Origin of the sequence: Rathayibacter sp. AY2B5 (assembly GCF_002931645.1) — a bacterium.
GTDB lineage: Bacteria > Actinomycetota > Actinomycetes > Actinomycetales > Microbacteriaceae > Rathayibacter.
Window position 1 is genome coordinate 1 of sequence record NZ_PSUE01000016.1, and the last position, 23805, is coordinate 23805.

Consider the following 23805-nt stretch of genomic DNA (forward strand, 5'->3'; position numbering starts at 1 on the left):
GCCCCGGCCGCCGCGCCCGCCGCCCGCCCGACGGCCCCGGCCCGGCCCGCCTCCGTGCCGGCCGCCGCCGCGCTCCCCGTCATCGCGAAGCCGCCGATCCGCAAGCTCGCGAAGGACCTCGACGTCGACCTCCTCGAGGTGCAGGCCACCGGCCTCGCCGGCGAGGTCACCCGCGACGACGTCATCCGCCACGCCTCCCAGGCCAGCGTCTTCCGCAACATCCAGACCCCCGCCTGGGGCGACGACCGCGAGGAGCGCATCCCCGTGCGCGGCGTCCGCAAGGCGATCGCCGCCGCGATGTCGACGAGCGCGTTCACCGCGCCCCACGTCAGCGTCTTCGTCGACGTCGACGCGACCCGCACCATGGAGTTCGTCAAGCGCCTCAAGAACTCGCCCGACTTCGCCGGCGTCAAGGTCTCGCCGCTGCTCATCATGGCCAAGGCCATCATCTGGGCCGTCCGCCGCAACCCCACCGTCAACTCCGCCTGGACCGACACCGAGATCGTCGTCCGCCACTACGTCAACCTCGGCATCGCTGCGGCCACCCCGCGCGGACTGCTCGTCCCCAACGTCAAGGACGCCCAGTCGATGAGCCTCCTCGAACTGGCCCAGGCCCTCGAGAAGCTCACCCTCGACGCCCGCGACGGCAAGACCACCGCCGCCGACATGCAGAACGGCACCATCACCATCACCAACATCGGCGTCTTCGGGATGGACACGGGCACCCCGATCCTGAACCCCGGCGAAGTCGCGATCATCGCCCTCGGCACGATCAAGCAGAAGCCCTGGGTCGTCGACGGCGAGGTCCGCCCCCGCTTCGTCACCACGGTCGGCGGCTCCTTCGACCACCGCGTCGTCGACGGCGACGTCGTCAGCCGCTTCGTCGCCGACGTCGCCAGCGTGCTGGAGGAACCGGCGCTGCTCTTGGATTGAGCGGGCGGTGCTCGATCGAGCGGATTCCTCCTTCGTCGTCATCCGCTCCGCGGTCGGCTGTACGAGGTGGGGGCGTGTCGTGGAGCGGGGAGAGCGGGGGAACGGGGCAGCGGTCAGCGGGGGGAGACGGCGAAGGAGTGCAGGGCGAGGGCGTCGCTCAGGCGGGCGGCGACGCGGGCGCCGCGGACGCTGGTGCCCTGGGGGTCCAGCGGCGGGCTGACGACGGCGGCGCCGAGGCGACCGGGAGCGGAGAGGACGAGGGCGCCCGAGACGCTCGACTTGGCGGGGACGCCGACCGCGCGCATCCAGCGGCCCGAGCCGTCGTAGACACCGCACGTCGCCATGACCGCGACCACGTCGCGCGCGACCGACGCCGGCACGACCCGCTCGCCGGTCCCCGGGTGCACGCCGCCGAACGCGAGGGTCGCGCCCATCGCGGCCAGGTCGCGGACGTCGACCAGCACGGCGCACGCCCGGGCGTACGCGGAGACGGCGTCGTCGGCGCTGCGGTGCAGGGTGCCCTCCGCGCGCATCAGGTGCGCGAGGGCGTGGTTCCGGTCGCCGAGGAGGTGCTCGTCGGCGGCGACGCTCTCGTCGACGGAGAGCGGGCGGCCGGCGAAGGCGGAGAGGCCGCGGAGGATCCGCTCGCTCCGGCCGTCGGCGTCGCCCCCGTCGACAAGGGCGGCGGTCAGCAGCGCTCCCGCGTTGACCATCGGGTTCGGCGGACGCCCGGTGCCGCTCTCGAGCTTGAGGGCGTCGAAGGCCTCGCCGGTGGGCTCGATGCCGACGCGGTCGAGCGCGTCACCGCCGGTGTCGAGGAGCGCGAGCGCGAACAGGAACGGCTTCACGGCCGACTGGATGCTGAACCGCTCCTCCGCGTCGGCGCTCGCGCGGACGGACCCGTCGGGCAGGACGAGCGCGATCGCGCAGAGACCCGGGTCGGCGTCCGCGAGCGCGGGGATGCTGTCGTCGACCTCGCCCCCGTCGTCCGGCAGCACCTCCCGGCGCAGCGCCTCGAGGTCGAAGGCCAGGGGATCGGGGAGGGGGCTCATCCGTCCACTCTGTCAGGGCGGGGAGCCCGTCGCGTCCCGGGCCTCAGACGAGCCCGAACTCCGCGTCCAGCGCGTCCAGCTCCGCGGCGAACGACGCGCGCAGACTCTCCTTCTCATCGGCGGGCAGCCAGGAGGCCTCCGCTCCGGTGAGCGCCATCGCGCGCAGCTGTGCGGCGGTCGCACCGATCGGGCCGGCGGCGAGGCGGTACTCGTCGGCGAGCGTGGTCGGGAACACCCCGGGATCGTCGGAGCAGGGCACGACCCGCAATCCCGCGTCGAGCATCGCCCGGATGGACGCGCGCCGCCAGGGCCGCCAGGAGCGGCGCGAGGTCGTCGAGGCGACGGTGAACACGACGCCCTGCTCGCGGACGCGCTCGACGACGGCGGGGTCCTCGAGGACGAAGTAGCCGTGGTCGATCCGGTCGCAGCCCAGCAGATCGAGGCAGGTCGTCGTGTTGGCCGCGGTCGGGGCGTGCTCGGAGGAGTGGGCGGTCCGGCCCAGGCCGGCCTCCCCGGCGAGGCGGTAGGCGTCGGCGAAGCGCTCGGGCGGACCCGCCGTCTCGAGGTTGTCGAGCCCGATCCCCGCCACGTACTCGTGGGGGTGGCGGACGACCTCGCGGACCAGCTCGAGCGCCTCCTCCCCGCTGTGGCCCGCGGCCTGAGCCGGGACGGTTCGCGACGGGGCCCGCGGGACCGCGCGGCTCCGGGAGGCCGGACGCGGTCCCGCGGGTCGGACGCCGCTATGCCATGAGCGCGACCGCCGTCCACGAGACGGGCGGGAGGGTCAGCGTCAGCACGCCGTCCTCGAGCGTCGCCGGGGCCTCGCGCAGGCGCACGCGGTTCTGGTCGTCACGCGTGTTCTTCGCGTAGGGGTCCTCGTCGAACAGGGCCAGCGCCTCCGCGATGCTCGACACTCCGAGGCCGCTGACGTCGACGGTGACCTCGATCGGCTCCGTCTGCGACCGGTTCACCAGGAAGACGGCCGCGCGGCCCTCGTCGACGGTGGCGACGGAGTCGATGAGCGGAGCGTCGCCGTGACGGGCGGTCGAGTAGGTCCCCACGTCGATCCGGGGGCGCAGCACCGAGCCGGAGGCCAGGCGTGCAGTGGTCGAGAACGGGAAGAACGTGGTCTGGCGCCACGCGGCTCCGCCCGGCTCGGTCATGATCGGCGCGATCACGTTGACGAGCTGCGCGAGGGAGGCGGAGGTGACCCGGTCGGAGTTCTTCAGCAGCGTGATCATCAGGTTGCCGAGGACGACGGCGTCGGCGACGGAGTAGACGTCCTCGAGCAGGCGCGGGGCGTAGGCCCACTCGCGGGTGCTCTGGTCGCCCTCGGCGTCGGCCTTCTCCTTCGCCTGCCACTCCTCGAGGTACCAGACGTTCCACTCGTCGAAGGAGAGCTTGATGTCCTTCGTCTTCTTGAGCTTGAACTTCACGTGGTCCACGGTCGCCGCGACGGTGGCGATGAAGTACTCCATGTCGAGGGAGGAGGCGAGGAAGGAGCCGAGGTCTCCGTCGTACTCCTGGTAGTAGGCGTGGCACGAGACGTACTCGACGTCGTCGTACGCGTGCTCGAGGACCACGCGCTCCCACTCGCCGAAGGTCGGCATCGACGAGCTCGACGAGCCGCAGACGACCAGCTCGAGCGAGGGGTCGGCGATCTTGAGGGCCTTGGCGGTGCGGGAGGCGAGCTTGCCGTAGTCGTCGGCGCTCATGTGGCCGACCTGCCAGGGACCGTCCATCTCGTTCCCGAGGCACCACATGCGGATGTCGTAGGGCTCGGTCCCGCCGTTGGCGATGCGCTGGTCGGCGAGAGCGGTGCCGGCCGGTCCGTTGGCGTACTCGAGGACGTCGAGCGCCTCGAGGACGCCGCGGGTGCCGAGGTTGACGGCGTACATGATCTCGCTGCCGGTCAGCTCCGCCCACTTCGCGAAGTCGTCCAGCCCGACCTCGTTGGTCTCGAGCGAGTGCCAGGCCAGGTCGCGGCGGCGGGGGCGCTCGGAGCGCGGGCCGACGCCGTCCTCCCAGCGGTAGCCCGAGACGAAGTTGCCGCCGGGGTAGCGGATCGTCGTGGTGCCCAGCTCCTTGACCAGCTCGACCACGTCGAGGCGGAAGCCGTCCTCGTTCGAGGCGGGGTGGCCGGGCTCGTAGATGCCGTCGTACACGCAGCGGCCGAGGTGCTCGACGAACGAGCCGAAGAGGCGCGGAGTGACGGGGGCGACGACCGCGGCGGGGTCGAGGCTGATGCGCGCGGTGGCGGCGGTGGCGTCGGTCATGAGGGCCTTTCGGGCTTCGGGCTCCCGCAGCGGGCTCGGCGGCGAGCGGTCTTTCTAACGTTGTACACGATGGTCCGCCCCGGCTCGGCCGCTGTCAAGAGCGGCACGGGGCCCACCCGCCTCGCTGCGTGCCGCTGCCGAGGTCGGCCGACCTCCTCGCGCGTCGGCCCTCCCCGCCGCCGCTCAGCGCACCTGTGCTCGACTGGGCGGGTGCCCTCCTCCGATGCCGTCACCGACGCCTGCTCCGAGCTCGCCGACCGCGCCGACGCCCTCGCGGCATCGCATCCCCGCCCGCGCGCGTTCCTCGCGGCCGTCGCGAAGGACGTCGCCGGCATCCGCAGCGCCCCGCTCGGCGCCCTCGACCTGGCGCACGGCGGCCGCAACCGGGTCCGGGGGAAGGGCTTCCGCCGCCCCTACGACGACGGCACCCGCGGCCAGGCCCGCCACTTCGCCGGCGTCGCGGGCGCCACGCTGTACCTCGGCGGCCCGCTCGCGCACCTGTTCCTCCGGACCGTCGGCGGCGACGTCCGCGGCTCGGCCGACGACCGGCTGACGACGCGGGCCGTGGAGTGGAGTCGGCTCCTCCGCCGCGGCGAGCTGGCCGTCGAGGACGCGGGAGCGTGGATCCGCCGCGAGATCTGCGGCAGCGGGACCTGCGCCTAGGCCCCGGCCGACGCCCGGCCGACCGGCGGGTCCTCCGCGATCGGACGGCCCGCGGTCGACTCCCGGGCGACCACGGTGAACGCCGCCTCGTGGAGCGTCCCCGGGCCGGTGCGGGTGCCCTCGATCCGGGCCTGCAGCACCTCGACCGCGGTCCGCGCGATCTCGTCGCGCCCCGAGTCCACACTGGAGAGGCTGGGGGAGGAGTAGCCCGCCTCGTCGATGTCGTCGAAGCCGATCACCGCCACCTCCTCGGGCACGCGGACCCCCGCCTCCTGGAGCGCGCGGACCGCGCCGAGTGCGAGGGTGTCGTTGAGTGCGAACACGGCGTCGAAGTCGAGCCCGGAGGCGAGCACGCGGCGCATCGCCTCGGCGCCGCCGGAGCGCCGCCACGGGCCCGAGACGCCGATCATCCGCTCGTCGTAGGCGATGCCGGCCTCGGCGAGCGCGGCGCGGTAGCCCTCGAGGCGGAGCGACGCCGAGCTGACGGCGGCGTCGGGGTGCGTCCCGAGCGCCACGATCCGGCGCCTTCCGGAGGCGAGCAGGTGCGCGGTGGCAGCGTGCGCCGCCGCCGTGTTCTGCATGGTGACGTGGTCGACCAGCCCGGTGAAGATCCGCTCGCCGAGCAGCACCAGGGGGAAGCCGACCGCGAGCGCGTCCTCGTCGGCGAGGCCCAGCGGGCTGAAGAGCAGCCCGTCGGTGAGCTGCCGGCGCTCGCTCGCCAGCACGCTCCGCTCGCGCTCGGGGTCGCCGCCGGTCTGCTCGATCAGCACCGTCAGCCCGCGCTCGTCGGCGGCGCGCATCACGCTGTCGGCGAGCTCGGCGAAGTAGGGGAGGCTCAGCTCCGGCAGGGCGAGGCCTATCACGCCTGTACGGCCGCGGCGCAGGCTCCGCGCGGAGAGGTTGGGGCGGTAGCCCAGCTGCGCGATGGCCGCCTGCACCCGGGAGCGGGTGGCCGGGCGCACGTGCGGATAGTCGTTGATCACGTTCGAGACGGTCTTGATCGAGACGTCGGCGGCGCGGGCGACGTCGTGCAGCGTGACGGCCACGGTCCTCCCTCCGCTCGGCCCTCACGCTACCCCGGGGCTCCGCTCCGGCCTGTCGCGGATCGACGCCGGGGCGGCGTGCGGGCGGGGCGCGCCGCCGGAGCAGGACGCGCCCCACGGCCGATCAGGTGTACCAGCTGGGCTCGGGGACGGTGTCGAGCAGGGCGAAGACGCCGACCTCGCGGCGCTTGTAGGGCAGCGGATCGTGCAGGGAGTGGGTGCGGAGGTTCCGCCAGTAGAGGTCGAGTCCGACCGAGCTGGCGGAGGCGCGGGCGCCGGTCAGCTCGAAGACGCGGGTCGCCGTCGCGAGGCCGTCCTCCACGATCCGCGCCTTGGCCGCGGCGATCCGCACGGCGATCTCGCCGCGGCGCCGAGGCGTCAGCTCCTCGCGCGGAGCGTGCAGCGCGGCCGAGAGCGCGGCCCCCGTCGCGTCGATCAGCGCCTCGTCGGCCCAGAGCCGGGACTGCAGGTCGCCGTATCCCTCGAGCACGTACCACTCGTCGCCGGCGCGCTCCTTGTCGTCGCCGCCGTACGGCCAGGCCCGGGTGCGCTCGCGGGTGTACTGCGCCGCGCGCTCGAGCGCTCCCTGCGCGATGCCGAGGTAGAACTCGGCGAAGACCTGCTGGATGACGGGCACGTTGAGGGTGTTGTAGACGAGCGGACGGTAGACCTTGTCGACGAAGCCGGCCGCCGCCGCCCACGGCACGCGGACGCCGCGGATCTCGACGGAGCCGGACTCGGTGAGCCGCTGGCCGAGGCTGTCCCAGTCGCGGCCGAAGACGATCCCCTCCTGATCGGTGGGGACGATCGCGAAGAGGTGGGTGTCCGTCCCCTCGAGCACCCCCTCGAGCACGGTCAGGTCGCTGACCACGCCGCCGGTCGAGAACGACTTGCGGCCGGTGAAGACCAGCTCGTCGCCCTCCTCCCGCACGGTGAGGTCGGAGTCGCGCGGGTTCACCGCGCCTCCGTAGAGGAGGTCCCCCTCGGTCGCGAGCTGCTCGACCGCGATGATCTGCTCAGGGGTCCCCACGAGGCGGGCCGCCCAGGCCCAGAGGTAGTGGTAGCCGAGCAGCTGGCCGATCGAGCCGTCGCCGCGCGCGACGGTGCGGACGACGCGGAGGGCGGTGGTCCACTCCTGGGCACCGCCGCCGTGCTCGGCGGGCCCGAGCAGCGTGACGAGGCCGGCCGCCTTGAGCAGGGCGACCTCGGCGAAGGGGGCGGCGCCGGCGCGGTCGCGCTCGAGGGCGTCGGTCGCGAGCACGGCGGCGACCTCCTCGGCGCGGACGAGCCAGGCGTCAGGGGAGTCGGGCCGGGGTGCGGCCGACCAGTGCTCGGCGGCGGCGCCGATCGTCGTCGCGGCGTCGGCGCCGGCGGTCGTGGGTGCGGTGGTGGTCACGGTGTCCTCGTCTCGTCGGGGGCGGTGTGCAGCGACTGTGCCAGGGGCGAGGTGTCCGGAGCGAGGCGCGTGTCGCCCCGTGTCCGCGTGTGTCCGTGGATGACCGGCGGGCGCCTCTGCACGATTTTGACAATCGTTATCAATAGCCGTTAGCGTGGGGGCACCCGCCCGGCCCCTGACCCAGATCGGCTCACCGTGAAGACCCGCCTCCTCGCCCTCACCGCCCTCCTCGGCGGCACCGCGCTCGCCCTGAGCGGCTGCTCCGGAGCGGGCAGCGCCTCCGACAGCTCCTCCGCCGCCGCCGCGGGCGGGCCCGTGAAGGTCGTCGCGTCGACGAACGTCTACGGCGACCTCGTCTCGAGCATCGGCGGCGACCTGGTCGAGGTGACCAGCATCATCGACAGCCCGGACAAGGACCCGCACGAGTACGAGGCCACCGCCCGCGACCAGCTCGCGGTGTCCGGCGCGACCCTCGTGATCGAGAACGGCGGCGGCTACGACCACTTCCTCGACACCATGATCAGCGCGGCCGGCACCGAGGCCCCCGTCATCACGGCCACCGTGATCGCCGGCCTGGAGGACGTCCACGACCACGCGGAGGAGGAGTCGGAGGGCGGGCACGAGCACGCGGAGTTCAACGAGCACGTCTGGTACGACCTCTCGGTGATGAAGGAGGTCGCGGGGCGGATCGGCGACGAGCTCGCCGCGCTCGACCCCGACAACGCCTCCGCCTACTCCGCCAATCTCGCCACCCTCGACGAGGGGCTCGACGCCCTGATCGCCCGCGAGGGCGAGCTGAAGGGCACGCTCTCCGGCCGCTCCATCGCGATCACCGAGCCCGTCCCGCTGTACATGACCGATGCGCTCGGCCTGACCGACGCGACTCCCGAGGCCTTCAGCGAGGCGGTCGAGGAGGGCACCGACGTCCCCGCGACCACGCTCCAGGAGACGCTGGCGCTGTTCTCCGGCGAGGCCGTGGACGCGCTGATCTACAACGAGCAGACCGAGGGCGCGCAGACGGACGCGGTGCTCGACGCCGCGAAGGCCGCCGGGATCCCGGCCGTCCCCGTCACCGAGACGCTGCCCGAGGGCGACGACTACACCGGCTGGATGACCGCCAACCTCGACGCGATCGAGGGAGCCCTCTCCCAGTGAGCCACGACTCCCCGACCAGGCCCGTCTCCCCGGAGGCGGGCCCTTCGGCGTCCGTGCTGCGGCTGCGCGGCGCCGGCCTCCGCTTCGGCGACCGCGAGCTGTGGAGCGGCGTCGACCTCGACGTGCGCGCCGGCGAGTTCGTCGCGGTGCTCGGCGCGAACGGCTCCGGCAAGACGAGCCTCCTGCGCGCGGTGCTCGGCCAGCAGCAGCTGAGCGCGGGGGAGCTGCAGGTGCTCGGCGAGCCCGTGCACCGCGGCAACCGGCGCATCGGCTACATCCCGCAGCAGAAGCTCGCCGACGAGGGCACTCCGCTGCGCGCCCGCGATCTGCTCGGGCTCGGGATCGACGGCCACCGGTTCGGCCTGCCCCTGCCCTCCCGCTCCCGGCGCGCAGCCGTCGACGCGCTGCTCGAGGCCGTCGGCGCCACCGCCTTCGCCGACGCCCCCATCGGCAGCCTGTCCGGCGGCGAGCAGCAGCGCGTCCGCGTCGGCCAGGCGCTCGCGGGCGACCCGGCGCTCCTGCTCTGCGACGAGCCGCTGATCGCGCTCGACCTCGCCCACCAGCGGGCGGTCAGCGAGCTGATCGACCGGCACCGCCGCGAGCGGAACCTCGGCGTCCTCTTCGTCACGCACGACGTGAATCCGGTGCTCGGCATGGTGGACCGCGTGCTCTACCTCGCCGGCGGCCGGTTCCGGATCGGCACCCCCGACGAGGTCCTGCGCTCGGAGGTGCTCAGCGAGCTCTACGATGCACCCGTCGACGTGATCCGCGCCCGGGGCCGGGTCATCGTGGTCGGCGCACCCGACCACTCGCACGTGCACGAGCACGAGGAGGGGCAGTCGTGACGGACGTCTGGTCGCAGATCTTCGACTTCTCGGACTACGGAGCGCTGCTGTCGCTCCTGATGAACTCGGTGATCGCCGGCGCGGTCCTCGGAGTGGTCGGCGGGCTCATCGGCGTCTTCGTGATGTCGCGCGACATGGCCTTCGCGGTCCACGGCATCAGCGAGCTCTCGTTCGCGGGGGCGTCCGCGGGGCTGCTGCTGGGCGTCGGCGTCGTCGAGGGATCGATCGTCGGCTCGCTGATCGCGGCGGTCCTGATCGGCGTGCTCGGCTCGCGCGCCCGCGACCGCAACTCGATCATCGCGGTTCTGATGCCGTTCGGACTCGGCATCGGCATCCTCTGCCTGGCCCTCTACCCGGGCCGCAGCGCGAACAAGTTCGGCCTGCTCACGGGTCAGATCGTCGCGGTCGACGACCCGCAGCTCGGGTGGCTGATCGGCATCTCGGTGGTCGTCCTCGTCGGTCTCGCGCTGATCTGGCGCCCCCTCACCTTCGCGAGCGTCGACGCCGACGTGGCGGCCGCGCGCGGCATCCCCACCCGGGCGCTCTCGATCGCGTTCATGCTCCTGCTCGGCCTCGCGGTCGCCGTCTCGGTGCAGATCGTCGGCTCGCTGCTCGTGCTCGCGATCCTGGTGACGCCGGCGGCCGCGGCGCTGCGCCTCTCCGCCTCGCCGGTGGTCGTGCCGCTGCTGAGCGTGCTCTTCGCCGTCGGCGCGCTGGTGGGCGGCATCCTGCTCGCGCTGGGTGGATCGATCCCGATCAGCCCCTACGTGACGACGATCTCGTTCGCGATCTACGCGGTCTGCCGGATCATCGGCAGCAAGGGCGTCCGGCGCTCCCGGCTGGCCGTCGGCGGGGGGCGGTAGCGTGGCCCGGGTCGTGCGGAGTGGAGGTGGTCCAGTGGTCAAGCGCAACACGTGGCAGCGCGAGGCGGTGCGCGAGGCCCTCGGGCGTCGCGAGGACTTCGTCAGCGCCCAGGGCCTGCACAGTGCGCTGCACGCCTCCGGCTCGCCGATCGGGCTCGCGACGGTCTACCGCGCGCTCTCGGACCTGGCCGTGGAGGGCGAGGCCGACTCGCTGCAGTCGCCCGAGGGCGAGAGCCTCTACCGCGCCTGCACGCCGGGGACGCACCACCACCACCTGATCTGCCGCCGCTGCGGGCTGACGGTCGAGATCGCGGCCGACGAGGTCGAGGAGTGGGCGCGCTCGGTCGCGTCGCAGAACGGATTCACGGACGCGCACCACGTCGTGGACGTCTTCGGGCTCTGCGCGGCCTGCACCACGGAACTCGCCGAGGCCTGACGCCGGTCGGGCCGGGAGCCCGTCCGCGGGCGCCCCTCGATCCTGGTCCGGCTCAGGCCGGAAGGAACACGCCGATCGACCGGTCCTTCACCACGGAGCCGGCGGGCAGCACCCGCCCGCTCATCGCGAGGTAGACGCCCGGCGGCAGCAGCTGCACGGCGGCCACCGCGGTGCCGAGGTTGAACGCGGCGTCGCTGTCGAGCATCCGTGCGGGCTGCATCGCGCCGGTGAGGACGACCACCCGATCTTGGACGACGCCGAGGGCCTCGGCCGTCGCGGTCATCGTGTCGGTGCCGTGGGTGAGGACGATCCGGTCCTCCTCGGCGGCGAGCACCCGCTCGCGGATGAGGGCCCGATCGGCGTCGTCGAGCTCGAGGCTGTCCTTGGCGAGGACCTCCTCGACGCGGAACTCGAGCGTGGTGAGCACCGGGGCGAGCAGGCGCGGCACCATCGGGGCGCCGATCTCGAGCTCGCCGGCGAGCGAGTACTCCTTGTCGACGGTGCCACCGGTGGTGAGGACGAGGATGCGGTCAGTCACGCGATCAGACTAGGCGCCGCCTCCGACACCGGCACGTTCGTGCGCAGTGGCCGCGCCACGGCGGCGGCGGCGGCCCGCATCGGGAACGATGGGGCGCATGACATCCTCCTCCCCGTCCCTCCTCCGCACCGGCGCCAAGGTGCTCCTCGGCTCCGCCCTCCTCTTCGCGGGGGTGAGCCACCTCACCCGCAAGCGGGAGGAGTTCCAGGCGCAGGTGCCCGAGTGGGTGCCGCTGGACAAGGACGCGGTCGTGCTCGCCTCGGGCGTGGTCGAGATCGGGCTCGGCGCCTCGCTGGTGCTCGCGCGCCGCCGGGCGCCGCTGGTCGGGGCCGCGGCCGCCGCCTTCTTCACCGCGATCTTCCCGGGCAACGTCTCGCAGTGGGTGACGCGGACGAGCGCCTTCGGCCTCGACACCGACCGCAAGCGCGCCGTGCGCCTCGCGTTCCAGCCGCTGCTGGTGGCGTGGGCGCTCTGGTCGACCCGTCGTCCGCGGGGCTGATCCCACTCGGCTGATGCCGCTCGGTGGGCGGCACGGCGCCGGCCGCGAGCGCGTGCCGCCCGCCTCGGAGGATCCTCCTCAGCCGCCGCCCTGCTGCGCCTCGGCCAGCAGCGGCGCGAGCAGCTCCTCGATCCGGCGCCGCGCCCCCTCGGCGTCACCCGCGGCGATCGCCTCGACCAGCTCGGCGTGCTGGCGGGCGTGCACGTCCTCCTCGCCGACGACGTCCTCCTCCAGCACCGACTCGAACATGCCGGTGAGGCCGTCGTAGAGCTCGACGAACAGGTCGTTGTGGGTCGCGACGACGACGGCCCGGTGCAGCGCGGTGTCCGCGGCGATCCGCTCGGCGAGCTCCGGCGCCTCCCACGAGCGGGCCCGGCGGGCCAGCAGGGCGCGGAGGGCGGCGACGTCCTCCCCGGTGCGGCGCTCGGCCGCCAGCGCGGCCGTCGCCCCGTCGATCGCGAACCGCAGCTCGAGGCCCTCCCGGCGGGCGGCGCTCGGGATGCGGCGGCGCAGCGACTCGGCGAGCTGCGAGCGCGCGGTGACGAACGTGCCGCGCCCCTGCTCCCGCCGCACGAGGCCCGCCTGCACGAGGGCCTGGACGGCCTCGCGGACGGAGTTGCGTCCGGCGCCGGTCCAGCGGGCGAGCTCGGCCTCCACCGGGATCCGCTCGCCGACGGCCCAGCGGCCGGAGCGGATCTCCTCGTGGAACAGCGCCGTGACGTGGTCGATCACGCTCTCGCGCTGGAACGGCGCCGCGGGGCTAGACTCGCCAGGATTCATCCCATCATCCTATCTCTCGGGGACTCCATGACCGCAGCACCGACGCTCCGCGCCACCGCCCTCCTGGCCCTCGCCGCCATCGCGATCACCGCGCTGAACCTCCGCACCGCCGTCACCGGCTTCAGCCCGCTGCTCGACACGATCGGCGCCGATCTCGGCTTCGGGCCCTCGCTCTACGGGGCGCTGGGGACGATCGTCACCGCCTCCTTCGCCGTCTTCGGCTTCGTCGCCGCGGCCGTCTCGCGCCGGATCGGCCTGGAGCGCACGCTCGCGATCGCGACGCTGGTGACCACGCTGGGCATCGCCCTCCGCGCGCTGAGCCCGAACCCGGTCGCTCTGGTGCTCTCGACCGTCGTCGCCTTCGCGGGCGTGGGCACCACGAACGTGCTCATCGTGCCGATCGTGAAGCGGTACTTCGCCGAGCGGATCAAGACGGTCAGCTCGCTCTACCTGGCGCTGCTGCAGGTGGGCCAGTTCGTCGCTCCGCTGGTCGCGGTGCCGCTGGCCTCGACGGCGGGGTGGCGCTGGGCGATCGGGATCTGGGCCGTGATGACGGCCGCGGCCTGCCTGCTCTGGGCGGCGCTCGCGGCCCGCGGAGGAGGCGGGGCGGCTCCGGCCGCCGCCGGCGGCCGCGTGGACGGGGCGTGGCGCACGCCGCTGCTCTGGGCGATGGTGCTGATGCTCGGGATGACCGGTCTGCACACCTACGGGATCATCACCTGGCTGCCGACGATCCTCGTCGACGCGGGCGCGGATCCGGCGCAGGGCGGGGCGCTGCTGGCGCTGTTCTCGGTGTTCGGCCTCGCCGCCGCGTTCGTGGTGCCGCCGCTGACGCTGGGCATGCGCAACCCGGTCGTGGTCGTGGTGGTGTGCTGCGCGCTGCTCGCGGTCGGCTACGCCGGCCTCGTCGTCGCTCCGCTGGAGGGAGCCGTGGCGTGGGTGGTCTGCCTCGGGCTCGGCGTCAGCACGTTCCCGATGACGCTGACGCTCGTGAACGCGCGGACGCGGACGACCACCGGCTCCTCGACCCTCTCCGGCGCCACGCAGGGGCTCGGCTACGGGCTCGCCTGCCTCGGTCCGCTGCTGATCGGCGTGCTCTACGAGGCGCAGGGGGACTGGGGCGGCGCGTACGCGCTGCTGTTCGCCGGAGTGGCGGTGCTGCTGGTCAGCGGGATCGTCGCGTGCCGTCCGCGGTTCCTCGAGGACGAGGCGGCGCTCCGCCGGGCCTGAGCGGTGGCGCTCAGCGCGACGCGGCCGGAGCGAGCGCGGAGACGATCCGCGCCAGCCCGAAGCGCCAGGCGCTCTCCACATCGCCGCCGAGGGTGAAGGCGCCGGTGATCTCCATCCCGATGAACCCCGTCGCCCAGGCGGTCAGCATGCGCGCCGCCTCGAGGGCGTCCTCCTCGCCCGCCAGCTGCGCGGCGAGGTCCAGGAGGCGGGCGCTCGCCGCGTCGCGGTACTCCTGGGCGGCGACGGGCATGCCGGGAGCGGGGGCCGTCACGAGGAGGAACGCGGCCGGCCGGTCTCTGGCCGGAGCTCCTGGCCGAGCTGCGCGCGATGGGCCGCACCCTCGACGACGAGCGCGGCGTCGTGCTGACCCACGGCGACTCCGACCACGTGGGCTTCGCCGAGCGCCTGCGCCGCGATCACGGCGTGCCGGTCCACGTGCACGCCGCCGACGCCGAGCGGGCGAAGGGCGGGGCGAAGCCGAGGACCGCGACACCGCGGCTGCGCGTCCTGCCGCTCCTCGGCTTCGCGGCCTACGCGCTGCGGAAGGGCATCGCGACGGTCCCGCCGCTCACCGAGGTCGTCGAGGTGCACGACGGGCAGACGCTCGACCTGCCGGGCGCTCCCCGCGTGATCGCGCTCCCGGGCCACTCCCCGGGGAGCATCGCCGTGCACGTGCCGCTGGCCGACGCGGTCTTCGTCGGCGACGGGCTGACCACCCGCCACGTGCTCACCGGCCGCACGGGTCCGCAGCCCGCGCCGTTCACCGACGAGCCGGAGCAGGCGCTCGCGTCGCTCCGGGTGCTCCTGCCCACCGGGGCGCGCTGGGTGGTCCCGGGACACGGGGCGCCGTGGAGCGGCGGGATCGAGGCGGCGGTCCGGCTGGTCGAGAGCGCCTGAGGCGCGGAGCCGTTCAGGAGGCGGGGACGAGCTTCCAGCGGTCGGCGAGGATCTCGAGGCCCTTGTCGAAGGTCGCCGACCACGCCGTGACGTCGTGGGCGCTGTCCGGCACCTCGAGGTAGGTGGCGCTCATGCCGGCGGCGACGGCCGCGGCGTAGACGGTCTTCGCCCCGGGGAGGAACGAGGTGTCCTCGGCGCCGACTCCGAAGATCGCGACGGTGCCGGTGTAGGGGGCGTTCGCCGCGAGGACGTTCACCGGCTTCGCGGCCTCGTAGGCGGCCTGGTCGCCGCCGAACCCCTGCGCGACCGTCGCCGCCTCGCTGCCGAGGGTCGGCGCGAGCTCGCCCGAGGCGTCGACGATGTTGCCGAAGAGCGACGGGTGGCCGGCGCCGAGCTGGATCGAGCAGGTCCCGCCCTGCGAGAGGCCGCCGATCGCCCAGTGCTGCGCGTCGCCGAGCACCGGCAGGTTGGCGCGGATCCAGTTCGGGACGTCGACGGTGAGGTAGGTGGCCGACTTCCCGAGCGGCGAGTCGACGCACATCGGGTTCCTGTCCGGATCGCCCAGCTGGTCGGGCGACACGACGATCGGCGCGAGGCCGGCGTGCGCGGCGGCGTAGGCGTCGAGGGTCTGCTGGAACTTCTCGGTCGAGAGCGGATCGGAGGGCGACCCCGGCTGCCCCGAGAGCATGATCATCACCGGCAGCAGCGGCGGGGTCGCGGTGAGGGCCGCGGGCGGGAGGTAGACCACGGCGTCGCGGGCCGGGAAGCCCGACGCGGTGGCGGGGATGGCGACCGTCGAGACCGAGCCGACGGCGGGCATCCCGGCCGGGGCCGTCCAGGTCGCGAGGTCCGAGTGCGGTCCGTCCGCGGCGGCGACCGGCACGGAGGAGTCGGAGTACGCGCTGATCCCGAGCGCGCTGCGCACCGTGGGGTACTGGCCGAAGTCGATGTTGACGGTCATCGCGGCCGCCACGACGACGAGCACTCCGGCCGCGAGCGACGCGAGCACCCCGCGCGCGCGCCGGCGGGCGATCGCGTGTCCGAGGACGACCAGGGCGACGCCCAGCCCGCCGATCCCCAGGCCGATCGCGACCCGGGTGACCGGCGTGAAGTCGACGCCGAACGGGCCGTCGGGCCCGTCGACGAGGGCGGCCAGGGCGGCGCCGCCGATCAGGCCCAGGAGGAGGACCGCGACGGCGATCCCGCCGCGCCGGGAGCGCCCGCGGCGGGGAGCGCGGACGTGGGCGGCGAGCAGGAGGAGGAGCGCTCCGATCGCGAGCACGTAGACGGCGACGACGAGGGGGCCGGAGACGAGGCTCAGGTCGAGGAGAGAGGTCATGCGTCGATCCGGTCTGTGGGTGCTCGGGCGGGCGTCAGTCTGGCGGCGGTCTCTGGAGGAGAGCCGGGAGCTGTCGGGAGCGATTCTCCTCCCCGGGCGCGGATCCACCGAGCTCTCCACCGATCGGGCGCAACCCCGCGCGCCGCGCCGCCGCTCCCGCCTAGCGTGGGACTCCCGACGCACACCGCGCCCTCACGAAGGAGCCCGCACCATGACGCAGCACCCCCGCCTCGAGACCTCCTCCCGCGAGGCCCGCGCATGAGCCGCGGAGTCGCCGTCGTCACGGGCGGCACGGCCGGGCTCGGACGCGCCACGGTCCGCGAGCTCGCCTCCCGCGGCTGGGACGTCGCCGTGCTGGCGCGCGGCGAGGACGGACTGGCGGCCACGGTCGCCGAGATCGAGCAGAAGGGCCGGCGCGGGCTGGGCATCCCGACCGACGTGGCCGACCGCGAGGCCGTCGAGTCGGCGGCCGACCGGGTCGAGGCCGAGCTCGGCCCGATCGAGCTGTGGGTCAACGACGCGATGGTCGGCGTCTTCGGCGAGTTCCTCTCGACCGAGCCCGCCGACTTCGAGCGCGCCGTGGGCGTCAACTTCTTCGGCTTCGTCAACGGCACCCGCGCAGCCCTCTCCCGGATGACCCCGCGCGACCGCGGGCACGTCATCCAGGTCGGCTCCGCCCTCGCGCACCGGGGCATCCCGCTTCAGGCCGCGTACTGCGCCTCCAAGTTCGGCGCCCGAGGCTTCAGCGAGGCCGTCACCGCGGAGCTGCTGCACGCGAAGAGCCGCGTGCGCCTGTCCGAGGTCGACATGCCGGCGCTCAACACCATCCAGTTCAACTGGGTGAAGTCGCAGCTGCCGCACCACCCGCAGCCCGTGCCGCCGATCTACGAGCCCGAGGTGGGCGCGATCGCGATCGCCGACGTGGCCGACAAGCCGCGCCGCCGCACCTGGGTCGGCGAGCCGACCGCGGGCACCATCCTCGGCGACCGCTTCGCCGGGCGCTTCATGGACTGGTACCTCGCCCGCAGCGCCTTCGACGGTCAGCAGGCCCCCGACAAGACGGAGCCGATGCTGCCGAACAACGTCTACGAGCCGGTCCCCGGCGATCACGGCGCCCGCGGCCTCTTCAGCGACCGCGCGCACACCATGACGCCCCAGATCTGGATGATCCGCCACCGCGCCCTGAGCTACGCGGGGGCCGCCGCGGCCCTCGCCGCCGGCGCCGCGGGCGTCGTCTCGGCCCTGCGGAGGAAGTGACCGTGGTCGACGCCGTCGTCATCGGGGCGGGGCCCAACGGCCTCGCCGCCGCGGTCACGCTCGCGCGGGCCGGGCTCTCGGTCACCGTGCTCGAGCGCAACGAGACGATCGGCGGCGGCGCGCGCACGGCGGAGCTGACGCTGCCCGGCTTCCACCACGACGTCTGCTCGGCGGTGCACCCGATGGCGCTCGCGTCCGGCTTCTTCCGCGCCTTCGGGCTCGACCGGCGCATCGAGCTGGTCGTCCCCGAGATCTCGTACGCGCATCCTCTCGACGGCGGCCGCGCGGGCATCGCCTACCGCGACCTCGACCGCACGGTCGAGGCGCTGGGGCGCGACGGAGCGGCGTGGCGCGCCCTGATGGGACCTCTCTCCGAGCGGGCCGACCGCGTCGCGGGCTTCACCAACGACGCGCTGCTGCGGATCCCGACGGACCCGAGCGTGCTGATCCGCTTCGGACTGCGGGTGCTCGAGCAGGGCACCCCGGTGTGGAATCTGCGCTTCCGCGAGGACGTCGCCCCGGCGATGTTCTCCGGGGTCGCCGCGCACTCGATCCGCCCGATGCCGAGCCCGTCGACGGCCGCGGCCGCCCTGGCGCTCGGCGCCTACGCCCACGCGCGCGGCTGGCCGGTGCCGATCGGAGGCAGCCAGTCGATCGTCGACGCGCTCGCCGACGACCTCCGGGCGCACGGCGGCACCATCGAGACCGGCGTCGAGGTGACCTCGCTCTCCGAGCTGCCCCCGGCCCGCGCCGTGCTCGTCGACGGCACGCCGACGGCGCTGCTCGCGATGGCGGGGGACCGGCTGCCCCCGGCGTACGCCGCGGCCCTCCAGCGCTTCCGCTACGGCAACGGCGTGGCCAAGGTCGACTTCGCCCTCGACGGGCCGGTGCCGTGGACGAACCCGGAGCTCGCCGGCGCAGGCACGTTGCACGTGGGAGGCAGCCGCGCCGAGATCGCGGCCGCCGAGCGCGACGTGAAGCGCGGCCGGCACAGCCGCAGCCCCTACGTGCTGGTGGCGCAGCCCTCGATCGTCGATCCGACCCGGGCGCCCGAGGGCAAGCACGTCCTCTGGGCGTACACGCACGTCCCCCGGTACTCGCCCGCCGACCAGCAGGAGGCGATCACCGCCCAGATCGAGCGCTTCGCCCCCGGGTTCCGCGACCGCGTGATCGGCGCCTCCTCGATGACCGCCCGCGACATGCAGGCCTACAACCCGAACTACCTGGGCGGCGACATCGCCGCCGGCGCCGCGAGCGTCGCGCAGCTGCTCTCGCGCCCGGTCCCCACGACCGACCCGTGGCGGACGCCCGCGAAGGGGCTCTACCTCTGCTCCTCGTCCACCCCGCCCGGGCCGGGCGTGCACGGCATGGCCGGCTGGCACGCCGCCCGCAGCGCGCTGCGGCACGAGTTCGGGGTGCGCGAGTCGCCCGACCTGTCGCCGGAGGCGCGCCCGGCCTGAGCCGCCGCTGTTGCGCTGCGCCCGTCGCCGCCCCCGGCCTGCCAGGCTGAGGGACGGCGCCGCCACGCGCCCCACCACCACTCGAAGGAGCCCGCGATGTCCCGCACCACCCGCGTCGTCCACTGCCCGCCCGAGTCCGTCTTCGCGGTGCTCGCCTCCGGCTGGCTGTTCCCGAGCTGGGTCGTCGGCGCGTCGCGGATGCGGAAGGTCGACGCCGACTTCCCGCACGTGGGCTCGCAGCTGCACCACTCCTTCGGCCTCTGGCCGCTCGTGATCGACGACCGCACCACGGTCCTCGAGTGGGACCCGCCGCGCCGGATGGTCATCCAGGCCGCCGGCTGGCCGCTCGGCGAGGCCCGGGTGCGCGTCGAGGTCGAGCCGCACGCGCGCGGCGCGAAGGTGCGGATGCACGAGGCGCCCGTGAAGGGCCCGGGCACGCTCGTCCCGAAGCCGCTGATGCACTCGTTCCTCTGGATCCGCAACCGCGAGGCCGTGCGCCGGCTCGCCCACATGGCAGAGGCGGGAGCCGCGGGCCGCACGCTCGCGCCCGCCTCGCTCCCCTCGCCCGCCGACCGCGCCGGGATCGACCGGCCGAAGCACGTCTGGGCGCGCCTGACCGGAGCGATCGGGTCGATCGCGGTCGGAACGCTCGTGGTCCGCGGCGTCCTCGCGGCCGTGCGGCGCGCCCGGAGCTGACGGGCCCGGACCCGACGGCGCCCGGAGTCGGCGGCGCCCCGGAGACGACGGCGCCCGGGTCGGACGCCGCTCGGCTCGGACGCCGCCCGGGTCAGACGATCCGCTCGACCAGCCGCACGTGCTGCACCGCGACGCGCTTCGGCTCGCCCGCGAAGGCGGCGTCGCGCTCGGGCGAGGCCAGGTACGCCCGCTCGACCTCGGCGAACGTGTCGGCGTCGCCGGCCGTGCTGACCGCCCAGACGAACTCGTTCACCTCGCGGTCGGCGTAGGCGAACTCGATCCGGAAGCCGTGGGCCTCGCGCGCCGGCACGATCCGCTCGGGGAACCAGGCGAGGAAGTCGTCCATCACCCCGTCCATCAGCTCGTAGCGTCGGAGTTGGATCGTCCTGGTCTCGGCTGCAGCGCTCATGCTGCGACGGTACCCGCCCGGCGGCCGCGCCGTCGCCGCGCTACGCTCGCCGCCGACAGCCCCACGCCGAGGAGGACAGCACGGACCCCCGCCACCGCTCCCTCGCGCTGCTCGTCGCCGGCTGCTTCTTCATGGAGAACCTCGACGCCACGATCGTGACGACCGCCGCGCCCGCGATCGCCGCCGACCTGGGCGTCGACTCCGCCGCGGTCTCGATCACCGTCACCGCGTTCCTCCTCACCGTCGCCGTCCTCATTCCGGCCTCGGGCTGGCTCAGCGAGCGCTTCGGCGTGCGCCGCGTCTTCACCACCGCGATCGCCGTCTTCACCCTCGCCTCCCTGCTCTGCGCGCTCAGCCCCACGCTGCCGCTTCTGGTCGGCGCCCGGGTCCTGCAGGGCGTCGGCGGCGCGCTGATGGTGCCGGTCGGCCGGCTCGCGGTGCTGCGGGCGACTCCGCGGGAGGGGATCATCCACGCCATCGCGATCCTGGTCTGGCCGGGACTGGTCGCCCCCGTGATCGCGCCGTTCCTCGGCGGGCTGCTCACCACCGTCGCCTCCTGGCACTGGATCTTCCTGATCAACCTGCCCCTCGGGGTCGTCGCGTTCGCGATCGCGCGCCGGATCGTCCCCGCCACCTCCGAGAGCGCGCCGACCCCGCTCGACGTCACGGGGCTGGTGCTCGTCGCGGTCGGGCTCGGCGCGCTGGTCGGAGCGGCGGGGCTCCTCACCGGCTCCGAGCTGGACGGGCGGGCGGTGGCGCCGCTGCTCGTCGGCGCGGTCGTGACGGCGCTCGCCGTGCGGCACCTGCGCCGCGCCGAGCATCCGCTCGTGCGGCTCGACGCCTTCCGCTTCCGCACCTTCCGGGTCGCCAACGCGAGCGGATCGCTCTACCGGGCGACCGTGAACGCGGTGCCGTTCCTGCTCCCGCTGCTGTTCCAGGACGCGTTCGGCTGGAGCCCGGTGCAGGCCGGCTCCGTGGTGCTGGCGCTCTTCGTCGGCAACCTGGCGATCAAGCCGGCCACGACTCCTCTGCTGCGGCGCCTCGGCTTCCGCGGGGTGCTGGTCGCGGCGAGCGCGGTGGGGGCGGCGTGCATGGCGGCGATGGCGTTCCTCGAGCCGGCGACTCCGGTGGCGCTCGTGGTGGCGCTGCTGGTGCTGAGCGGAGTGGCCCGCTCGGCGGGCTTCACGGCCTACAACACCGTCACGTTCGCCGAGGTCCCGCAGGAGGGGATGTCGGGCGCGAACACCCTCAACGCCACCACGCAGCAGATCGCGGCCGGCCTCGGAGTCGCGGTGGGCGCGGTGGCGCTCGCCGTCGGCACCGCGATCGGGCCCGGCCTCGTCCCCTACCGCGTCGCCTTCCTCGCCCTCGCGGTGCTGACCCTCGTGCCGCTCGCCGCCGCCGCCCGGCTCCCGCGCGACTCCGGGAGCGCCCTCACCGCCTGACCCGCGCGGGCGTCAGGCGAGGCCGAGCGCGATGCCGTCGAGGATGTCGTGCGCGGTCGAGTGGACCCGGTCGACGCCCGGCGACGCCTCGTGGACCGCGCGGAGGACCTCGCCCCAGACCAGCGCGCCGGCCGCCAGCACGTCCTCGCGCCCCGGGCGCACCCAGGGGAGGGCCGCCGTCCCCTCCGGAGACAGCGCGGCGAGCTCGTCGCAGGCGGCGAGGACGTCGGAGAGGGGGAGGGACGTCTCGAGCGCGGCGTGGTCGGTGCTGCGGAGGACGTGCGCGGTGATCGTGAGCACGGTCGCGGCGACGCCGACGACGCTCCGGGCCTGCGAGAGGTCGACGGAGGAGGCGGCCAGCGCGGCGGCCACGTCCGCCCGCATCGCCGCGCGCTCGCCCTCCGTCGGTGCGGCGGCCCGGCGGTGGCGCTCGGTCAGGCGGACGCTGCCGACGTCCATCGAGTGCGCCTGCTCCGGCTCCGCTCCGCCGAGCACGAGCTCGGTCGAGCCGCCGCCGAGGTCGACGACCAGCACGGGCCGGGCGGAGTCGACGGCCGAGACCGCGCCGCGGAAGGAGAGCCGCGCCTCCTCCTCGCCGGAGATCGTCTCCGGGGTGACGCCGAGGATCCGCTCGACGGCGGCGAGGAAGTCCTCGCGGTCGGCCGCGTCGCGGGTGGCCGAGGTGGCGACGAAGCGGAGGCGCTCGGCGCCGGCCTCCTGCGCGGCGGCCGCGTACTCGCGGGTGACGGCGAGGGTCCGCTCGAGCGCGGCCGGATCGAAGCGGCCGGTGCGGTCGACCCCGCGGCCCAGCCGCACGAGCTCGGTGCGGCGCTGGACGTCCCGGAGGCGGCCGCCCTCCACGTCGGCGATCAGCAGGCGGAGGGAGTTGGTGCCGCAGTCGAGCGCCGCGACGCGCGTGGGGGAGGACATCCGCCCATTCTGCCCGCGCGGCCCGGGCCGGAGGCGGGCGATAGCCTGGGGGAGAGACGAAGGAGCCGCCCGTGCACGAACACCACGTCCGCGTCCACCGCAGCGACGAGGAGCTCCCGCGACACGGGCAGCTCGCCCACGCGATCGCCGAGGTCGCCGCCGATCCGGTCGAGATCGACGACGAGGTCGCCGAGATGGTGGTCAACCGGGTCATCGACAACGCCGCCGTCGCCACCGCGTCGCTCCTGCGCCGCCCGGTCGTCGCCGCCCGCGCGCAGGCTCTCGCGCACCCCGCCTCCATCGGCGGCCAGGGCTCGGTCGTCCTCGGCGTCGACCCGGCCCGCCGGGTCTCGCCCGAGTGGGCGGCCTGGGCCAACGGGGTCGCCGTGCGCGAGCTCGACTACCACGACACGTTCCTGGCGGCCGAGTACTCGCACCCGGGCGACAACATCCCTCCGCTGATCGCCGTCGCCCAGCACGCGGGCATCGGCGGGGCGCAGCTCGTCCGCGGCATCGTCACCGGATACGAGGTCCAGGTCGACCTGGTGCGCGCGATCAGCCTGCACCGGCACAAGATCGACCACGTCGCGCATCTCGGCCCCTCGGCCGCGGCCGGGATCGGCACGCTGCTCGGCCTCGACGTCGCGACGATCGAGCAGGCCGTCGCGCAGGCCCTGCACACGACGACCGCCACGCGGCAGTCGCGCAAGGGCGAGATCTCGAGCTGGAAGGCGTACGCGCCGGCCTTCGCGGGGAAGATGGCGATCGAGGCGGTCGACCGGGCGATGCGCGGTGAGACCAGCCCGTCGCCGATCTACGAGGGCGAGGACGGCGTCATCGCCTGGATGCTCGACGGCGCCGACGCGAGCTACGACGTCCCGCTGCCCGACCGCGGCGAGGCCAAGCGCGCGATCCTCGACACGTACACGAAGGAGCACTCGGCCGAGTACCAGGCGCAGGCGCTGATCGACCTCGCCCGCCGCCTGCACCGCACGCACCCCGAGGCCGCCGATCCCGAGCGCGTCGAGCGGATCGTCCTGCACACCTCGCACCACACGCACTTCGTGATCGGCTCGGGCGCGAACGACCCGCAGAAGTACGACCCGGCCGCGTCCCGCGAGACGCTGGACCACTCCGTGCCGTACATCTTCACGGTGGCGCTGCAGGACGGCGCCTGGCACCACGTGCACAGCTACGCCCCCGAGCGGGCCGCCCGCGCCGACACGATCGCGCTCTGGCACCGGGTCACGACGCAGGAGGACGCGGAGTGGACGCGCCGCTACCACTCCACCGATCCGGGCGAGAAGGCGTTCGGCGCCCGCGTCGAGATCCTGATGACGGACGGCACGACGATCGTCGACGAGATCGCGGTGGCGGACGCGCACCCGCTGGGCGCGCACCCGTTCAGCCGAGAGCAGTACGTGTCGAAGTTCCGCACGCTCGCCGCCGACGTGCTCGAGGAGTCCGAGATCGAGCGCTTCCTCGACCTCGCGCAGCGCCTGCCCGAGCTGACCCCGGAGGAGGTCGGCCGCCTCAGCGTGATCGCCGCCCCCGGCGTCCTCGCCTCGATCGAGCCCCCGCGCGGCCTGTTCTGATCCCTCCGCGGGAGCGTCGTCCGCACGCACGGTGACGCGCGCACGGACGGCCTCCCGCGGCGGGGAGC

General features: G+C 74.4%; 24 protein-coding genes and 1 pseudogene. 14 read left to right on the forward strand and 11 right to left on the reverse strand.

The genetic code is table 11. The features are described 5' to 3' along the window. The coding region (locus C5C30_RS11000; protein WP_104333720.1) for a dihydrolipoamide acetyltransferase family protein at positions 1-933 on the forward strand (933 nt) is incomplete at its 5' end. A gap of 113 nt (positions 934-1046) precedes the next feature. On the opposite strand, the gene glsA is transcribed toward C5C30_RS11000, so the two are convergent. From glsA to C5C30_RS11015, 3 genes and pseudogenes are all read right to left on the reverse strand, one after another. After that, a complete protein-coding gene (gene glsA / locus C5C30_RS11005) occupies positions 1047-1985 on the reverse strand; it encodes a glutaminase A (RefSeq protein ID WP_104333721.1) in 939 nt (312 codons plus the stop codon). A 43-nt stretch (positions 1986-2028) separates the two neighbouring features. Beyond that, positions 2029-2616: pseudogene (locus C5C30_RS11010) on the reverse strand (adenosine deaminase); the annotation flags it as partial. Between the two features lie 109 nt (positions 2617-2725). Further along, positions 2726-4261 (reverse strand): alpha-N-arabinofuranosidase, encoded by a 1536-nt coding sequence (locus tag C5C30_RS11015; protein WP_104333722.1) that lies wholly within the window; start codon positions 4259-4261, stop codon positions 2726-2728. A gap of 210 nt (positions 4262-4471) precedes the next feature. Between C5C30_RS11015 and C5C30_RS11020 the strand changes: the two genes are divergently transcribed. After that, positions 4472-4924 carry a hypothetical protein gene (locus C5C30_RS11020; protein WP_104269549.1) on the forward strand — a complete coding sequence of 151 codons (453 nt, stop codon included), beginning with the start codon at positions 4472-4474 and terminating at the stop codon, positions 4922-4924. Here the strand turns inward: C5C30_RS11020 and C5C30_RS11025 are convergent. Together C5C30_RS11025 and C5C30_RS11030 are read right to left on the reverse strand one after the other, a co-directional pair. After that, positions 4921-5970 (reverse strand): LacI family DNA-binding transcriptional regulator, encoded by a 1050-nt coding sequence (locus C5C30_RS11025; protein ID WP_104224545.1) that lies wholly within the window; start codon positions 5968-5970, stop codon positions 4921-4923. The two genes, C5C30_RS11020 and C5C30_RS11025, sit on opposite strands and share 4 nt — an antisense overlap. Positions 5971-6091: 121 nt before the next feature. Next, positions 6092-7363: an acyl-CoA dehydrogenase family protein gene (locus tag C5C30_RS11030; RefSeq protein ID WP_258059521.1), complete on the reverse strand. Its 1272-nt coding sequence runs from the start codon at positions 7361-7363 to the stop codon at positions 6092-6094. Between the two features lie 195 nt (positions 7364-7558). Here C5C30_RS11030 and C5C30_RS11035 point away from each other — a divergent pair, with 195 nt between their 5' ends. The 4 genes from C5C30_RS11035 to C5C30_RS11050 are packed head-to-tail and all read left to right on the forward strand — an operon-like array spanning position 7559 to position 10662. Next, positions 7559-8518 (forward strand): metal ABC transporter solute-binding protein, Zn/Mn family, encoded by a 960-nt coding sequence (locus tag C5C30_RS11035; protein WP_104269548.1) that lies wholly within the window; start codon positions 7559-7561, stop codon positions 8516-8518. Beyond that, the gene (locus C5C30_RS11040; protein WP_104227225.1) at positions 8515-9363 is read left to right on the forward strand and encodes a metal ABC transporter ATP-binding protein; all 849 of its coding nucleotides are present in this window, start codon (positions 8515-8517) and stop codon (positions 9361-9363) included. The genes C5C30_RS11035 and C5C30_RS11040 overlap by 4 nt, the downstream gene beginning before the upstream one ends. 59 nt (positions 9364-9422) lie before the next feature. After that, the gene (locus tag C5C30_RS11045; protein ID WP_104333757.1) at positions 9423-10226 is read left to right on the forward strand and encodes a metal ABC transporter permease; all 804 of its coding nucleotides are present in this window, start codon (positions 9423-9425) and stop codon (positions 10224-10226) included. Positions 10227-10260: 34 nt separating this feature from the next. Further along, positions 10261-10662, forward strand: a complete 402-nt coding sequence (locus tag C5C30_RS11050) for a Fur family transcriptional regulator (RefSeq protein ID WP_104296046.1) — start codon at positions 10261-10263, stop codon at positions 10660-10662. 52 nt (positions 10663-10714) lie between these two features. On the opposite strand, the gene C5C30_RS11055 is transcribed toward C5C30_RS11050, so the two are convergent. Next, positions 10715-11200 carry an asparaginase domain-containing protein gene (locus tag C5C30_RS11055; protein ID WP_104315539.1) on the reverse strand — a complete coding sequence of 162 codons (486 nt, stop codon included), beginning with the start codon at positions 11198-11200 and terminating at the stop codon, positions 10715-10717. 88 nt (positions 11201-11288) lie between these two features. Between C5C30_RS11055 and C5C30_RS11060 the strand changes: the two genes are divergently transcribed. After that, positions 11289-11699, forward strand: a complete 411-nt coding sequence (locus tag C5C30_RS11060; protein ID WP_374955304.1) for a hypothetical protein — start codon at positions 11289-11291, stop codon at positions 11697-11699. 78 nt (positions 11700-11777) lie between these two features. Here C5C30_RS11060 and C5C30_RS11065 read toward each other — a convergent pair whose 3' ends face one another. Further along, a complete protein-coding gene (locus C5C30_RS11065) occupies positions 11778-12479 on the reverse strand; it encodes a FadR/GntR family transcriptional regulator (RefSeq protein WP_104292768.1) in 702 nt (233 codons plus the stop codon). Between the two features lie 27 nt (positions 12480-12506). On the opposite strand from C5C30_RS11065, the gene C5C30_RS11070 reads away from it, so the two are divergent. Continuing rightward, positions 12507-13709, forward strand: a complete 1203-nt coding sequence (locus tag C5C30_RS11070; protein WP_104333723.1) for an MFS transporter — start codon at positions 12507-12509, stop codon at positions 13707-13709. Positions 13710-13719: 10 nt separating this feature from the next. On the opposite strand, the gene C5C30_RS11075 is transcribed toward C5C30_RS11070, so the two are convergent. Further along, positions 13720-13959, reverse strand: a complete 240-nt coding sequence (locus C5C30_RS11075) for a TetR-like C-terminal domain-containing protein (RefSeq protein WP_146081516.1) — start codon at positions 13957-13959, stop codon at positions 13720-13722. 59 nt (positions 13960-14018) lie between these two features. Between C5C30_RS11075 and C5C30_RS11080 the strand changes: the two genes are divergently transcribed. Beyond that, on the forward strand, positions 14019-14606 hold the full coding sequence (locus C5C30_RS11080; RefSeq protein ID WP_258065912.1) for an MBL fold metallo-hydrolase: 588 nt from the start codon (positions 14019-14021) through the stop codon (positions 14604-14606). A 13-nt stretch (positions 14607-14619) separates the two neighbouring features. Here C5C30_RS11080 and C5C30_RS11085 read toward each other — a convergent pair whose 3' ends face one another. Beyond that, on the reverse strand, positions 14620-15945 hold the full coding sequence (locus C5C30_RS11085; RefSeq protein ID WP_104333726.1) for an esterase family protein: 1326 nt from the start codon (positions 15943-15945) through the stop codon (positions 14620-14622). A 258-nt stretch (positions 15946-16203) separates the two neighbouring features. On the opposite strand from C5C30_RS11085, the gene C5C30_RS11090 reads away from it, so the two are divergent. The 3 genes from C5C30_RS11090 to C5C30_RS11100 all read left to right on the forward strand — a co-directional run bounded on the left by C5C30_RS11090 (position 16204) and on the right by C5C30_RS11100 (position 19358). Next, a complete protein-coding gene (locus tag C5C30_RS11090; RefSeq protein WP_104333727.1) occupies positions 16204-17202 on the forward strand; it encodes an SDR family oxidoreductase in 999 nt (332 codons plus the stop codon). 2 nt (positions 17203-17204) lie between these two features. Further along, a complete protein-coding gene (locus C5C30_RS11095; protein WP_374953736.1) occupies positions 17205-18662 on the forward strand; it encodes a phytoene desaturase family protein in 1458 nt (485 codons plus the stop codon). Positions 18663-18758: 96 nt separating this feature from the next. Then, complete coding sequence (locus C5C30_RS11100) at positions 18759-19358, forward strand: SRPBCC domain-containing protein (RefSeq protein ID WP_104233566.1); 600 nt, start codon at positions 18759-18761, stop codon at positions 19356-19358. Positions 19359-19449: 91 nt separating this feature from the next. On the opposite strand, the gene C5C30_RS11105 is transcribed toward C5C30_RS11100, so the two are convergent. Further along, the gene (locus C5C30_RS11105) at positions 19450-19767 is read right to left on the reverse strand and encodes an NIPSNAP family protein (protein ID WP_104333728.1); all 318 of its coding nucleotides are present in this window, start codon (positions 19765-19767) and stop codon (positions 19450-19452) included. Positions 19768-19898: 131 nt separating this feature from the next. On the opposite strand from C5C30_RS11105, the gene C5C30_RS11110 reads away from it, so the two are divergent. Next, positions 19899-21212 carry an MFS transporter gene (locus tag C5C30_RS11110; protein WP_104333729.1) on the forward strand — a complete coding sequence of 438 codons (1314 nt, stop codon included), beginning with the start codon at positions 19899-19901 and terminating at the stop codon, positions 21210-21212. A gap of 12 nt (positions 21213-21224) precedes the next feature. Here C5C30_RS11110 and C5C30_RS11115 read toward each other — a convergent pair whose 3' ends face one another. Beyond that, entirely contained in the window at positions 21225-22142 is a 918-nt protein-coding gene (locus C5C30_RS11115) for an exopolyphosphatase (RefSeq protein ID WP_104333730.1), read from the reverse strand. Positions 22143-22213: 71 nt separating this feature from the next. On the opposite strand from C5C30_RS11115, the gene C5C30_RS11120 reads away from it, so the two are divergent. Beyond that, positions 22214-23737, forward strand: a complete 1524-nt coding sequence (locus tag C5C30_RS11120; RefSeq protein ID WP_104227214.1) for an MmgE/PrpD family protein — start codon at positions 22214-22216, stop codon at positions 23735-23737. The last annotated feature ends 68 nt before the right edge of the window (positions 23738-23805 follow it).

Excerpts from the sequence above, each read along its gene's own strand:
- glsA (WP_104333721.1), bottom strand. The coding sequence starts at position 1,985 with ATGAGCCCCCTCCCCGATCCCCTGGCCTTCGACCTCGAGGCGCTGCGC.
- C5C30_RS11015 (WP_104333722.1), bottom strand. The coding sequence starts at position 4,261 with ATGACCGACGCCACCGCCGCCACCGCGCGCATCAGCCTCGACCCCGCC.
- C5C30_RS11045 (WP_104333757.1), top strand. The coding sequence starts at position 9,423 with ATGAACTCGGTGATCGCCGGCGCGGTCCTCGGAGTGGTCGGCGGGCTC.
- C5C30_RS11060 (WP_374955304.1), top strand. The coding sequence starts at position 11,289 with ATGGGGCGCATGACATCCTCCTCCCCGTCCCTCCTCCGCACCGGCGCC.
- C5C30_RS11065 (WP_104292768.1), bottom strand. The coding sequence starts at position 12,479 with ATGAATCCTGGCGAGTCTAGCCCCGCGGCGCCGTTCCAGCGCGAGAGC.
- C5C30_RS11070 (WP_104333723.1), top strand. The coding sequence starts at position 12,507 with ATGACCGCAGCACCGACGCTCCGCGCCACCGCCCTCCTGGCCCTCGCC.
- C5C30_RS11075 (WP_146081516.1), bottom strand. The coding sequence starts at position 13,959 with ATGCCCGTCGCCGCCCAGGAGTACCGCGACGCGGCGAGCGCCCGCCTC.
- C5C30_RS11085 (WP_104333726.1), bottom strand. The coding sequence starts at position 15,945 with ATGACCTCTCTCCTCGACCTGAGCCTCGTCTCCGGCCCCCTCGTCGTC.
- C5C30_RS11090 (WP_104333727.1), top strand. The coding sequence starts at position 16,204 with ATGAGCCGCGGAGTCGCCGTCGTCACGGGCGGCACGGCCGGGCTCGGA.
- C5C30_RS11100 (WP_104233566.1), top strand. The coding sequence starts at position 18,759 with ATGTCCCGCACCACCCGCGTCGTCCACTGCCCGCCCGAGTCCGTCTTC.
- C5C30_RS11105 (WP_104333728.1), bottom strand. The coding sequence starts at position 19,767 with ATGAGCGCTGCAGCCGAGACCAGGACGATCCAACTCCGACGCTACGAG.
- C5C30_RS11110 (WP_104333729.1), top strand. The coding sequence starts at position 19,899 with ATGGAGAACCTCGACGCCACGATCGTGACGACCGCCGCGCCCGCGATC.
- C5C30_RS11115 (WP_104333730.1), bottom strand. The coding sequence starts at position 22,142 with ATGTCCTCCCCCACGCGCGTCGCGGCGCTCGACTGCGGCACCAACTCC.